Origin of the sequence: Curtobacterium sp. 320, assembly GCF_031455235.1 — a bacterium.
Classification (GTDB): domain Bacteria; phylum Actinomycetota; class Actinomycetes; order Actinomycetales; family Microbacteriaceae; genus Curtobacterium.
In genome coordinates this window covers 17,480-30,693 of sequence record NZ_JAVDSI010000023.1, presented here as the reverse complement: position 1 = coordinate 30,693, position 13,214 = coordinate 17,480, and the positions used below count along the sequence as shown (strand labels likewise).

At 73.1% G+C, this 13,214-nt stretch carries 10 protein-coding genes; 5 read left to right on the top strand and 5 right to left on the bottom strand.

Annotated features, from left to right (window positions below; genetic code table 11):
* Positions 1-139: 139 nt before the first annotated feature.
* The gene (locus J2X60_RS18405) at positions 140-2,224 is read right to left on the bottom strand and encodes a DEAD/DEAH box helicase (RefSeq protein ID WP_309889581.1); all 2,085 of its coding nucleotides are present in this window, start codon (positions 2,222-2,224) and stop codon (positions 140-142) included.
* A 270-nt stretch (positions 2,225-2,494) separates the two neighbouring features.
* Positions 2,495-3,349 carry a PPK2 family polyphosphate kinase gene (locus tag J2X60_RS18400; protein ID WP_071294488.1) on the bottom strand — a complete coding sequence of 285 codons (855 nt, stop codon included), beginning with the start codon at positions 3,347-3,349 and terminating at the stop codon, positions 2,495-2,497.
* 140 nt (positions 3,350-3,489) lie between these two features.
* Here J2X60_RS18400 and J2X60_RS18395 point away from each other — a divergent pair, with 140 nt between their 5' ends.
* Complete coding sequence (locus J2X60_RS18395; protein WP_309889578.1) at positions 3,490-4,647, top strand: alpha/beta hydrolase; 1,158 nt, start codon at positions 3,490-3,492, stop codon at positions 4,645-4,647.
* 208 nt (positions 4,648-4,855) lie between these two features.
* Complete coding sequence (locus tag J2X60_RS18390) at positions 4,856-5,167, top strand: hypothetical protein (protein WP_309889576.1); 312 nt, start codon at positions 4,856-4,858, stop codon at positions 5,165-5,167.
* Here the strand turns inward: J2X60_RS18390 and J2X60_RS18385 are convergent.
* The 3 genes from J2X60_RS18385 to J2X60_RS18375 form a co-directional block, all read right to left on the bottom strand.
* The gene (locus J2X60_RS18385) at positions 5,164-8,673 is read right to left on the bottom strand and encodes an efflux RND transporter permease subunit (RefSeq protein WP_309889574.1); all 3,510 of its coding nucleotides are present in this window, start codon (positions 8,671-8,673) and stop codon (positions 5,164-5,166) included. The genes J2X60_RS18390 and J2X60_RS18385 overlap by 4 nt on opposite strands.
* Before the next feature lie 33 nt (positions 8,674-8,706).
* Positions 8,707-9,372, bottom strand: coding sequence for a DUF6518 family protein (locus J2X60_RS18380; RefSeq protein ID WP_309778438.1), 666 nt, complete (start codon positions 9,370-9,372; stop codon positions 8,707-8,709).
* A gap of 106 nt (positions 9,373-9,478) precedes the next feature.
* Positions 9,479-10,930, bottom strand: a complete 1,452-nt coding sequence (locus tag J2X60_RS18375; protein ID WP_309889572.1) for a PLP-dependent aminotransferase family protein — start codon at positions 10,928-10,930, stop codon at positions 9,479-9,481.
* Positions 10,931-10,990: 60 nt separating this feature from the next.
* On the opposite strand from J2X60_RS18375, the gene J2X60_RS18370 reads away from it, so the two are divergent.
* The 3 genes from J2X60_RS18370 to J2X60_RS18360 all read left to right on the top strand — a co-directional run bounded on the left by J2X60_RS18370 (position 10,991) and on the right by J2X60_RS18360 (position 13,189).
* Positions 10,991-11,656 carry a hypothetical protein gene (locus J2X60_RS18370; protein WP_309778437.1) on the top strand — a complete coding sequence of 222 codons (666 nt, stop codon included), beginning with the start codon at positions 10,991-10,993 and terminating at the stop codon, positions 11,654-11,656.
* A 76-nt stretch (positions 11,657-11,732) separates the two neighbouring features.
* Complete coding sequence (locus J2X60_RS18365; RefSeq protein ID WP_309889570.1) at positions 11,733-12,611, top strand: DUF4097 family beta strand repeat-containing protein; 879 nt, start codon at positions 11,733-11,735, stop codon at positions 12,609-12,611.
* A complete protein-coding gene (locus tag J2X60_RS18360; RefSeq protein ID WP_071294482.1) occupies positions 12,608-13,189 on the top strand; it encodes a PadR family transcriptional regulator in 582 nt (193 codons plus the stop codon). Before J2X60_RS18365 ends, J2X60_RS18360 begins: the two co-directional genes overlap by 4 nt.
* The last annotated feature ends 25 nt before the right edge of the window (positions 13,190-13,214 follow it).

Sequence of the window (13,214 nt, the reverse complement as noted above, 5' to 3'; positions counted from 1 at the left end):
CCCATACCCACCTCCCGGGCGGGGGGCCCGGGGGGTGGGGGGGTCAGGTCGCGGGGTGGGGGGGGGGGGGCCCCCTGGGGCGGGGGGGGGGGGGGGGGCCCCGGGCCCCCCCCGCCTCCCGTCCTGCGTCTGCTCGCGACTACCGCGCGGCGAGCTCCGCGACGATCCCGTCACCGGGGGCGGCGTCGACGAGGTCCGCCTCGATCTCCGCGTGCTCGAGGATGCCCTCGATCTTGCGGCGCCGGCTGCGCGGGACGATCGTGACGACGGTGCCCTCCTTGCCGGCACGACCCGTGCGGCCCGAGCGGTGCATGTACGCCTTGTAGTCGTCGGGCGCGTCGGCCTGCACGACGAGCGACACGTCGTCCACGTGGATGCCACGGGCGGCGACGTCGGTCGCGACGAGTACGTTGACGCGGCCGCTCGTGAGGAGCTGCAGGTTCCGCTGCCGGCGCGACTGGTTCAGGTCGCCGTGGAGCGAGGTCGCGCGGATGCCGGCGTCCTCGAACTGGTCGGCGAGCCGCTCGGCGTAGGCGCGGGTGCGGGCGAACACGATGGTCTTGCCGGCGCCGGCGACGAGCTCCTCGAGGAGCTGGTCCTTCTGGCGCTGCTCGACCACGAGCACGCGGTGGTCGATCGTCGACGAGGCCTGGTCCTCACCGGCGACCTCGTGGACGGACGGCTCGTGCAGGAACTGCTCGACGAGCGACGCGACCTGGGCGTCGAGCGTCGCGCTGAAAAGGAGCTTCTGGGCGCGGTTGCCCTCGGGGGTGACCACGGCCGTGGCGGAGAGGATCTCCTGCACCGGCTCGAGGAACCCGAGGTCGCACATGTGGTCGGCCTCGTCGAGCACGGAGATGACGACCTCGCTGAGGTCGAGCGTCCCCTTCTTCATGAGGTCCTGCACGCGCCCCGGGGTGCCGACGATGATGTCGACGCCACGCTCGAGCGCACCGACCTGGCGGCCGTACGGGACACCGCCGTAGATCTGCGTCGTGAAGAGGCCCACCGAGCGGGCGATCGGCTGCACGGTGCGGTCGATCTGCAGGGCGAGCTCGCGGGTCGGCGCGAGGATGAGCGCACGCGGGGCGCGGCCCATCTTGCGCTTCGTGCCGCCGCCGTTCTCCATGAGCTTCTCGACGAGCGGGGCGCCGAAGGCGATGGTCTTGCCGGAGCCCGTGCGGCCACGGCCGAGGACGTCCTTGCCCGCGATCACGTCGGGGATCGTCGCTGCCTGGATCGGGAACGGGCTCGTGGCGCCGAGTTCGGCCAGGGCGCGGGAGATGTTGCCGCCGATGCCGAGGTCGGCGAAGGTCACGCCCTCGACGTCGGCCGCGAGGGTCGCCTCGGCCTGGAGCTTCTCGAGCTTGACGTCGTCGGCGGGGACGAAGGGCTTGCGCTCGGTGTCGTCGCGGTCGAAGCGGCGCGGGGCGCGGTCGTCACGGTCGAAGTTCCGGCGCGGACGGTCGTCGGCGTCACGGCGGGGCGCACGATCGTCGCGGTCGAAGCGACGGGGAGCGCGGTCGTCACGGTCGAACCGGCGCGGGCCGCGGTCGGCGTCACGGCGGGGAGCGCGGTCGTCGCGGTCGAACCGGCGCGGGGCGCGGTCGTCGCGGTCGAACCGGCGCGGGGCGCGGTCGTCGTCACGACGGGGAGCGCGGTCGTCGCGGTCGAACCGGCGGGGAGCGCGGTCGTCGCGGTCGAAGTTCCGGCGCGGACGGTCGTCGGCGTCACGGCGGGGAGCGCGGTCGTCGCGGTCGAACCGGCGCGGGGCGCGGTCGTCGTCACGACGGGGAGCACGGTCGTCACGATCGAAGCGACGCGGGGCACGATCGTCGCGGTCGAAGCGACGCGGGGCGCGGTCGTCACGGTCGAACGAGCGACGCGGACGGTCGTCGTTGTCACGACGGGGCGCACGGTCGTCGCGGTCGAAGCGACGGGGAGCGCGGTCATCGCGGTCGAAGCGACGGCCACCACGGTCGTCACGCTGCGGGCGGCCCTGGCCACCGTCGCGCGGCTCCCAGTTCGGACGGCTCGGGCGCTCGCCCTGCGCCGCGCGGCCGCGACGCTCCTCGGCGTCCCACCGCTGCTTCTGCCGCGGAGCGGACGGGTCGGCGGCGCGGAAACCGCGGTGCTTGCTGCTGCGAGCGGCGGGGGTGCCGTTCGGGTGGCGGACACGGTCGGAGGCGCGGTTGTCCGCGCCGCCCTTGTTGTACGGGGCCATGGCTACTTTCTCGGGGTGCGCAACGTACCGCAGCGCCCGGCAGCGACATCGGCGGGGGCTTGCGTGCGGAGAGGGGGTTCTTCCCGTCGCGGATCGACGTGAATCCAGCCCTCGAGCAACACACACCCAAACGAAAACTCCGTGATCGCAATGTCACGGCGTCGAAGGCCGACCGAGTGAGTCTACGCGATCGGACCGTCGCTGGCCAGCCCACCGCCGGGCCGGGGCTGCGGGGCGGGGGCGATCCGTGCCTCCTGGACCGTTCGCGGGTCAGGACTCGGCGAGCCGCTGCCGCTGCTCGGCCACGTCGAAGTCCGCTGCGGGCCAGGTGAGCTGCATGTCCTCGAGCGTGCGGAGCAGGAGCTGCTGCACGGCGAGCCGGGCGTACCACTTGCGGTTCGCCGGGATGACGTACCAGGGGTTCGTCGCGGTCGAGGTGCGGTCGAACACCGTCTGGTACGCGTCCTGGTAGTCGTCCCAGAGCAGGCGCTCGTCGATGTCGCCGGGGTTGAACTTCCAGTGCTTGTCGGGTCGGTCGAGGCGCTCACCGAGTCGTTCGCGCTGCTCGTCCTTCGAGATGTGGAGCATGACCTTGACGAGGCTCGTACCCGACGCGGCGAGCTCGTCCTCGAAGTCGACGATGGCTCCGTAGCGGCGCTCGATCTCCTCCGGCGGGGCGAACGCGCGGACCTTCTGGATGAGGACGTCCTCGTAGTGGGAGCGGTCGAAGACGCCGAGCTGGCCGGCGCCCGGCAGCTGTCGCTCGATGCGCCAGAGGAAGTCGTGCTCGCGTTCCTCGGCGTTCGGCGCCTTGAACCCGGCGTAGTGCACGCCGTTCGGGTCCACCGCGCCGACGACGTGCGAGACGATCCCGCCCTTGCCCGCGGTGTCCATCGCCTGGAGCACGAGGAGCACGCGGCGCTGGTCACCGGCGGTCGAGGCGGCCCAGAGGCGCTCCTGCAGCGCGGACAGTCGGGAGGCCCCGGCGGCGAGCGCCTCGAGCCCGTCGATCTTCCGCCCCGGGAAGCCCGGGGTGCCGTCGGGGTCGACCCGGTCGAGGCGGAACCCCTCCTCGACGCGGAGCAGCGGTTCGGGGTCGGCGTTCCAGGCCTTGCGACGGCTCACGGGTCCTCCTGCGGGGTCGTCACCATCCTGGCACCGCCGGACGGGTTCGTCCGGCGGTGGTCCTCGGGGCGGAGGAGGGGACGGTCGGTTCCTCCCGTGGGTGGACGACGGCGTGCGGGGACCGGGTTACCGTTGATCCGATGAGGTCAGGCCGTCGCACGCTGCTCGCGCTCGTCGCCGCGGTCGTGGCGCTCGGCGCGGTCGCGTCGTGCAGCACGGACCCGGTCGGTGACGAGAACCGCACGGTGACCGCCGGACCTGTCATCTACCCGCTGTCGCTCCGGTACCACGGCATCGACGTCGTCGCCGACGTGCCGTACGGGTCGGACGCGCTGCAGCGGCTCGACGTGTGCCTGCCGGCGGACAGTGCGCCGGACACCACGAGGACCCCGACGTCGACGCCGGGCGGGACTGCTTCCGCGACGCCGGACGATGTCGGGGCCGACGCCGCCGGGGGCGGGAGTGCGAGTGGTGCCGGGACTGCCGCGGCCGGCGTCGCCGCTGCCGGGGCCGGGGCCGGGGCCGGGGCCGGGGCCGGGACAGCCGAGGACGGGTCTGGTGCTGGCGACGCTGCCGTCGCCGAGGCGGCCAGCGGCACGCGTCCCGCCGTCCTGATGATCCACGGTGGGAGCTGGTCCCACGGCGACAAGGCCACGGCCGCGTACCGATCGGTGTGCAAGTACCTGGCCTCCGAGGGCTTCGTCACCTTCAACGTCGACTACCGACTCGCCCCGACGGACCCGTTCCCGGCCGGGCTGGACGACGTCCGACGGGCACTCGACTGGGTGTTCCGTCCGACGACGCTGTCGACCTACGACGTCGACAGCAAGCGGGTCGGGGTGTTCGGGGGCAGCGCCGGTGGGAACCTCGCGGCGATGCTCGCCGTGACGGACCACGACTCGACCGCCTACGCCGAGGGCGACCGGATCCGGGCCGTCGTCGACCTGAGCGGCCCCACGAACCTGACGACCCGGTCGACCGAGGCCGACGGCGTCTCCGCCGCGTTCCAGCGGAAGCAGTTGCTGTACCTCGGCTGCCGGACATACTCGGACTGTCCGGCCGCGACCCGCGCATCGCCGGAGTACCACGTGACCTCGGACACGGCGCCGTTCTTCATCGGCCACTCCACCGACGAGTTCATCCCGCTGTGGGAGTCGCAGGAGTTCGCGGCGACGCTCCGACGACACGACGTGCCGGTGACGTTCGTCGCGGTCGAGGGGTCGGCGCACTCCATCGCGCAGCTCGACGAGGCGATGAGCAAGCGCGTGGCGAGCTTCCTGCGGGAGCACCTGGGCTGACGCGCGGCCGGGGCCTCCGCGCGTGGCTGGTGCCCGCCGCGGCCCCGAGTCTCGGTTCGGCGGACGTTCCTCGGACGGTGCGGACGCGAAAGTGTCCGCGGGGCCGAGACTCGGGCACCGGAACCGGCACCGGCCGCCACGTGCCCCGGCCGGGTGGCACCCGGAGTCGGGACTGCCGCTCGCCGACCGCGCACCGCAGACTTCGGGGGTGACCGACACCTCGATGCGCCCTGCACACGCGACTGCCTCCCGCTGGGAGCGGCACTCCTCGCTGCAGACGTTCGCCGAGCTCCTGCTCGGTCTGTCGTTCACCGCCGCGGTGGCCTTCGGCGGGTACGCGGCCGTGACGGGACGGATGACCGTGCTGTCGCAGGCCGCCGGCGTGGTGTTCCTCGTGACGCTGACGTGCGTCCTCGTGTCGTGGTTCCGTGCCGTCGAGCGCGAGGAGGCACCCGCGGCGGCGCCGGCTGCCTCCGTCGTCGACCCGATCTCGGCGATCGACGCGGAGTACCGCCGCTAGTCCTCCCCCGCCGCGGCCCCACGCGCCGCGGCATCCCCCGCAGTGGTCTCATGCGCAGTGGTCTCACGCGCAGTGGCCTCCCCCGCCGCGGCCTCACGCGCCGCCCGCCGGTCGGCCCGCCGCTCGAAGAGCCCCTCGACGAGGGCGTACAGCGACGGCAGCACCACGAGGGTGAGCAGCGTCGACGACACCAACCCGCCGATGACCACGAGCGCGAGCGGCTGCGAGATGAACCCGGACCGGCCGGTCAGCCCGACGGCCATCGGGAGCAGCGCGAAGATCGTCGCCAGGGCGGTCATCAGGATCGGCCGGAGTCGTCTGGTCGCACCCTCGATCAGGGCATCGTGCACGCGGAGCCCCCGGCGCCGGTACTGGTTGACGAGGTCGATGAGGACGATCGCGTTCGTCACCACGATGCCGACGAGCATGAGCAGGCCGATCAGCGACGCCACACCGAGCGGGATCCCCGTCACGATCTGCAGGAGCAGCGCGCCGGTGACCGCGAACGGCACCGACACGAGCAGCAGCAGCGGCTGCCGCAGGCTCCGGAACGTGGCGACCATGATCACGTAGACGATCAGGACCGCGACGAGCATGGCCAACAGGAGCTGGCTGAACGCCGACGACTGGCTCGAGGCGACACCGCCGATCTCGGCGGATGCGCCACGCGGCAGGTCGAGCGCGTCGACGGCCGCCGTCACGTTCTGCACGGCGGCGCCGAGGTTCGTCGAGTCCGGGGTCACCGTGATCGTGGCCGTCCGGACGGCGTTCGACGTCGTGATGGACGTCGGCCCCTCGGACTGCTCGACGGTCGCCAGGTCGGACAGCGGCACCGACCCGGTCGAGGTGGGGACGGACAGCGACCGCAGTGCGGCGACGGTCGTCGGGGGCTCGGGGTCGGCGATGTACACGTCGAGCGTCGCGTCGTCGATCTCGATCGTGCCGGTGTCGCGGGGCGAGACCGCCGCGGCGACGATCCCGCCGACCTGCGTCTCGGTCAGCCCGCGCTCGGCGGCGGCCTGCCGGTCGACCCGGACGGCGAGGTACGGCTCGGACGCCGACAGGTTGCTCGTCGCGCCGGTCGTGCCGTCGACCTTCCGCATCTCGCGCAGCACCGACGCCGCCGCGGTCCGGAGCTCTGCCTGGGTCGGCGCGGTGACGTCGACCTCGATGTCGCTCGAACCGCCGAAGCCGCCACCGGCCGACGAGAGGCTGACCTCGCCGACGCCGTCGATGCGGTCGATTCGGTCGCGCGCGGTGGACTGGATGGTGGTCTGGTCGTCGCCGGCGTCCGTCGTGACGTTGTACTGCACGGAGGCCGACGCCCCGCCCCCGAAGGCCGCCTGGATCGACTGCCCGCTCGTCCCGATGGTGGTCTGCACGGTCTGCACACCCGCGACGCCACGGAGCACGCGCTCCACCTCCTTCGCCGCGTCGGACTGCTCGTCGAGGCTCGTCCCCGGCTCGAGGTCCTGCGTGACGGTGAAGGTGTTCTGCCCGGAGTCGCCGAGGTAGTTCGTCTTGACGAACGGCACGGCGGCCGCGGTACCGCCGAGCACGAGCACCGCCAGGACCACCACGAGCGCCGGCCGACCGATGGCCCAGCGGAGCACGGGCTGGTACCCGCGCCGGAGCCGGTCGGACGTGCCGGCGTCGTGCAGGTCCTCGGCGGACGACAGCGCGGCGGTCGCAGCGGACCCGTCGGCAGCCGCCCCACCGGCAGCAGCACCGCCGGCAGCAGCGCCACCGGCTCCACCGGCGGCGGCACCACCAGCGACGGCGCCACCGGCGGCGGGCGTCCGGAGGAACCAGTACGCGAGCACCGGGACGATCGTCAGCGACACCAGCAGCGACGCCACGAGCGCCATCGTGACGGTCAGGGCGAACGGCCGGAACAGCTCGCCGACGAGCTCCGCGACGAACGCGACCGGCAGGAAGACGGCGACGGTGGTGAGGGTCGACGCGGTGACGGCGCCGGCCACCTCGCGCACGGCGTCGAGCACCGCCCGGGTCCGGTCCACCCCGGGTTGCAGGTGCCGCTTGATGTTCTCGATGACCACGATCGAGTCGTCCACCACGCGCCCGATCGCGATGGTGAGCGCGGCGAGCGTGATGACGTTCAGCGTGTACCCGGTCGCCCGCATGCCGATCGCGGCGAGGAGCACCGAGGTCGGGATCGAGATCGCGGTGACGATCGTCGACCGCACCGACAGCAGGAACAGCAGGATCACGACCACGGCGAACCCGAGGCCGAGGAGCCCCTCTTCGGCGAGGGAGTCGATCGACTGCTGGATGTAGGGCGCCTGGTCGAACACGACGGTGAACCGGGGGTCGCCGGCGACCTTCGCCTCGATGCCGGGGAGGGCGTCGCGGACCGTCTTCGAGACGTCGACGGTGTTCGCTTCCTGCGTCTTGGTGATCGCGATGGTCAGTGCCGTCTCGCCGTTCACGCGGCTGATCGAGGTGCGCGGCGACTCCTCGATCGCGACCTTCGCCACGTCGCCGATGGTGGTCGGCGTCGTCGCGGCGGTCCCGGCGGTCGATCCACCGGCGGTCGCACTGGAGGTGCTGTCCACCCCCGCCGCACTGCTCGCCGCCGTCCCGCTGGTCGCGTCCACGGCCCCGGTCGAGCCCGCCCCGCCCGACGAGCCAACCCCGCCCGCCCCGCCGGTCGCGCCCGCCCCGCCGGTCGCGCCTGCCCCGGCGTCCGCCGCACCGCCGGACGAGGAGCTGCCGGAGGATCCCGCCCCGGACGACGACCCGCCGCTCGACGACGCGGTCAACGGCAGCCCCTCGATGTCCGCGATCGACGCGATCCGCTCCCCCGTCTGCACCGACAGGGTCGTGCCGTCCTGGGTGATCGTGCCACCGGGGACGAGCGTCCCGTTGTCGTCGAGTGCGTCCGCGATGGACTGGGTGCTCAGGCCCCGCGACGCCAGCTCGTCGGTGTCCGGGGTGATCACGACGCGGCGCCCCGGGTTGCCGAAGACGTCGGCCTGCCGGACGCCGTCGAGCTTCTCGATGTCGGGGATCGCCGTGGCGTTCAGCCGGTCGACCAGCTGTTCCTGGTCGCCCTTCCCCGTGACGGCGAGCTGCAGCACGGGCAGGTCGTCGAAGGAGCCGGTGACGATCTGCGTCTGCACGGTGTCCGGGAGCGACAGGGCGTTCACCGCGGTCTGGATCTTGTCCTCGGCGCTGGCGAGGTTCGATCCGTAGTCGAACGACGCCGAGACGACGCTCTGCCCGGTCGACGACGTCGCAGTGGTCGACTCGAGGTTCGGCACGACCTGGATCGCCTGCTCGATCTTCGTCGACACGTCGTTCGACACGACCTCGGGCGTTGCACCGGGGTACGCGCTGACGATGGCGACCTGCGGGAACTGGACGCTGGGGATGAGCTCCTGCTTGAGGCTCGTCAGCGCGATGCCGCCGAACACCGCGACGACGACGGTGACGAGCGCGATGAGTGCCCGGTTGCGGAGGCTGAAGACCGAGAGGAGGTGCACACCCCGATCCTTGCAGGGTGCACCACGACGCACTCAGCCGTCGAGCAGGAGGTACGCGCCGAGCACGCCCACGGTCCCGAGCACGCCGGTCGCGAGCGCCACGATCCGGCCGAGCGGGGTCCGAGCCGTCACGACCGCCACGACGACGACCGCCAGGCCGACGACGATCTCGACCACCCAGGTCACCGGCCCCGTGGTGTCCGCCACCTGCAGCAGGGCCCGGACGCCCTCGCCGACCAGCACGGCGGCGGTCGCCCCGAGCGCTGCCCCCCGCCACCCGACGTCCCGTGACCGGAGTGCCACCGCGACCGCACCCGCGAGCATCCCGGCGGGGATGCCCATCAGGACCCAGAAGTTCGTGATCGACAGCACGTCCGGGTAGCCGCGCAGGTTCGTCGTCGCCCAGTACCCCACGTGCATGAGCTCGAGGAGCACGACGCCGAGCACCATCGCGACCGGCGACGCCCAGCGCCCCGACCGCACACCGGCGAGCAGGCACAGCGCAGCCGCGACGACGAACCAGGGCCCGGCGGAGTTCGCGACGGAGGAGAGTCCGGGCACCGCCTGCCCGAACGAGGTCAGCACCCCGGCGAGCAGTGCCCCCGTGAGCGCCATCGAGACCCGGGCGGCGGCGGGCACCGCGTGGGTCGGAGCGGGCGCCGGACGGGCCGTCGTGCCGGCGTGCATGGTCGTCTCCATGGGACCAGGATCCCGGTGGCCGCGCGTCGCACGCATCACTCCGCAGAGCCAGATCGCACCAGGGGCGTCACCCCGGAGGATGACACTGCCGAGCGAGGAGGGCGCGTCACACCACCGCGGCGAGCGACCCCCGCACGCCGGCGGCGTCTCCGCCGATCCGCGCCCACGACCGTTCGAGCACGTCGACGAGCCGCACCCGGTCGGCCGGGGACATCGTGAACGGCACCCGCAGGAACCGCTCGAACCCACCGTCCGGGCCGAAGACCCCGCCGGACGCGAGCACGACGCCCTCGGCGCGCGCGGCGAGCACCAGCGCGCTCGACACCGGACGCCCGAGCCCGACCCACGTCGTCAACCCGCCCGCCGGCGACGGCACGTCCCACTCCGGGAGCCGCGCGCGCAACGCACCCACGACGTCGTCGCGACCCTGGCGCAGGTACTCGCGCCGCGCCTCCAGGACCGCCGCCGTCCGCGGGATGAGCTCCCGCGCGACCAACTGGTCGAGCACGGGCGTGCCGAGGTCGCCCGTCGGACGGGCGAGGAGCAGCCGTTGCAGGAGCGCCGGTGCGGCGCGGATCCAACCGATCCGCAGGCCGCCCCAGAACACCTTGTCGGCCGACCCGATCATCACGACCGATGCCCCGGACGGGTCGGCCGCTGCCAGTGGCAGGGACGGCGAGCCCTCGATCCGCAGCTCGCCCATGGTCTCGTCCGCGATGACGGTCGTCCCGGTCGACGCAGCGACGGACAGCAGGAGCTCCCGGGTGGACGCGGACATCGTCGCTCCGGTCGGGTTGTGCAGCTCGGGCATGACGTACGCGACCGCCGGCGCCGTGCGGCGCATCGTGGTCTCGAGCGCCGTGGCGTCCCACCCGGTCCGCGCGTCGACGGGCACGCCGACGAGTCGACCGCCGACCTCGCGGAAGGCCTCGTGCGCGTGCGGGTAGGTCGGGGACTCGACGAGGACGGCGTCGCCCCGGCGGACGAGCACCCGGGCGAGCAGGGCGATCGCGTGCTGCGCCCCGATCGTCACGACGACCTGGGACGGGTCGGTGGGCAGGCCGCGTTCGGTGTACCGCTCGGCGATCGCCGCGCGCAGCCCGGGGTCCCCGACGGTGTCGTACCCGATGCCGGCGAGCGCCGCGGGCACGTGCCGCACCGCGCGCTCGACCGCCTCGGCGATCCCGGGAGCCGCGTGCAGTGCGGCCTTGCGGAGGTCGAGCAGGTCGTCGTCGACGACGCCGCCGAGCCGTTCCGGGTCCGGTCGGCCGATCAGCCCGGCCGGGAGCCGGACCACGCTGCCGGACCCCCGGAGCGACACCACGAACCCGTCGGACCGGAGCCTCGAGTACGCGTTCGCGACCGTGGTGCGCGAGACGCCCAGCGCGGTGGCGAGCCCCCGCTCGGCGGGCAGCCGCACGCCCTGCGGGATCCGGCCGTCGATGACGAGCACGCGCAGCGCGTCGGACAGCGCCTCGTACGCGGGGGCGTCGGTACCGGCGCGCCAGTCGGTGAGGAGGAGTGCTGCGGATCGGGCACTGAGCAGGACCGGGGTCATGGATCCACGGTAGCGGAATTGGCTCTCGACCCGCAGTCCAATCTCCACGACGATCAAGCCATGACCCGCTCCACCGCCCTCACGCTCCGCTTCGTCCAGCTCTTCGTGGGCCTGTTCCTCTACGGCGCCTCGACGGCGCTGCAGGTGCGTGCGGTCGTCGGGGTCTCGTCGTGGACGGTCCTCACGGAGGGGCTCGAGAACGTGGTGCCGTGGTCCTTCGGCGTCATCACCGTGGTGTCGAGCGGCGTCATCCTGCTGTTCTGGATCCCGCTCCGCCAGAAGCCGGGCATCGGGACGCTGCTCAACGCCCTGGCGATCGGACCGAGCGCCGACCTCGTGCTCTGGCTCGTCCCGACGCCGTCGGAACTCGTCGGCCGGGTCCTCCTGTTCGTCGCCGGGCTGGTGCTCCTGGCGGTCGCCACCGCGTTCTACATCGGCGCCGGCTTCGGCACGGGCGCTCGTGACGGCCTGATGGTCGGCCTGCACGAGCGCCTCGGCTGGCCGGTGTGGGTGGCGCGGACCGTCATCGAGGTCTCGGTCGTGATCGTCGGCTGGTTCCTCGGCGGCGACGTCGGAGCCGGCACCGTGGTCGCGGCGTTCGCGATCGGCCCGATGGTGCAGCCGCTCATGCCGGTCTTCCGCCGGTTCCCGTGGAGCCCGGAACGGACGCGTGCCACCACACCGGTCCAGGAGGCGCGGGTCGCCGCCGCCTCGGAGGTCGCCTAGAGCCCTTGCGTGCGTCCATGTCGCGATATAACGTGTCTGCCACAGACGCGATACATCGCGAGTTCGAGGAGGCAACATGGCCCAGGAGAAGTGGCTCGTCGAGGAGCCGAAGGTGATCGACACCGGGATCGTCCGCCGCTTGCGCGTGGGCCTCGCCGGAGGACAGGTGGACGTCGTCGCGCACGACGAGCCGACCGCCCGCGTCGAGGTGCACAGCGTGTCCGGCAAGCCGATGAAGATCGAGCTCGACGGCGACACGCTCACGATCGACCACCCGCAGGTCCGGTGGGACGACCCGATCGGCTTCCTGAAGTCGTTCCGCGGCAAGGCCCACGCCGACGTCAGCGTCCTCGTGCCCCGCGACGCCGTCGTCACCCTCGGCGTCGTCTCGGCCGGGGCCCTGCTGTCCGGCACGAACCGCGGCGCCACGCTCAACACGGTGTCCGGCGACCTCGTCGTCGACGACGTCGCGGGTGACGTCACCGTGAACGCGGTGTCCGGCACGACGACCATCCGCGAGCTCGACGGCGCCCTGACGGTGCACACCGTCTCCGGCGACGTCGTGGCGACCGGGGCGATCCCGCGGTTCTCGGCCGACGGGGTGAGCGCCGACGTGGTGCTCGACCTGCACGGCACCCCCGACCAGGCCCGCGTCAACACGGTGTCCGGTGCGGTGAGCGTCCGACTCGAGGACGGCGTGCCCTACCAGTGCACCGTCAGCACCGCCTCGGGCAAGCTGCAGTTCGACGACTCGGAGATCCGCGGCGTGCGGGGGTCCTACGTCAAGCAGGGCGGCGAACTGTCCGGGCAGTGGCTCGACCTCAAGGTGAACTCGGTGTCCGGCGACATCGCGGTGCTGCACGCCCCACCCGTCGCGGAGCCGACGGAACCGACCGCGCCGGCTGCGCCGACCACGCCCGCGGCCCCGGTGAACGACGGCGAGGCGCCCGAATGAGCCCCGTCTTCGCACACGGCCACCTGCGCCTCTACCTGCTCGTGCTGCTGGCCGACCACCCGATGCACGGGTACGAGGTCATCCAGGCCCTCGGCGACCGCTTCGGCGGCACCTACGTCCCGAGCGCCGGCACCGTGTACCCGCGGCTCGCCAAGCTCGAGGAAGAGGGGCTCGTCACGAAGTCCGCGGACGGCCGGAAGACCGTCTACGCGATCACCGACGCGGGCCGTGCCGAGCTCGACGCCCGTGCCGACGAGATCGCCGCGGTCGAGAACGGCGTCAACGACTCGGTGAAGTCCCTGGCCGACGGCGTCCGCGCCTCGGTGGGCGAGGCGATGCGGTCCCTCCGTGCCGACCTCGCGGCGAGCGCGCAGGCACCGCGCGGCCGGACCGCCGACGAGCCCGTGGACGTCCCGTCCGAGGGCGCCCGCGCCCTGCGTGAGGTCGAGATGGTCCTGTCGTCGTTCCGGCAGCAGGTCCGCGCGGACCTCCGCCGTCGGGCGACCCGCGGCACGCTCGGTGCGGACACGGTCACGCGTCTGCGCGACGGCCTGGAGGCGCTGCGCAAGTCCCTCTGACGACCGGCGGCCGACAGACGGTGAC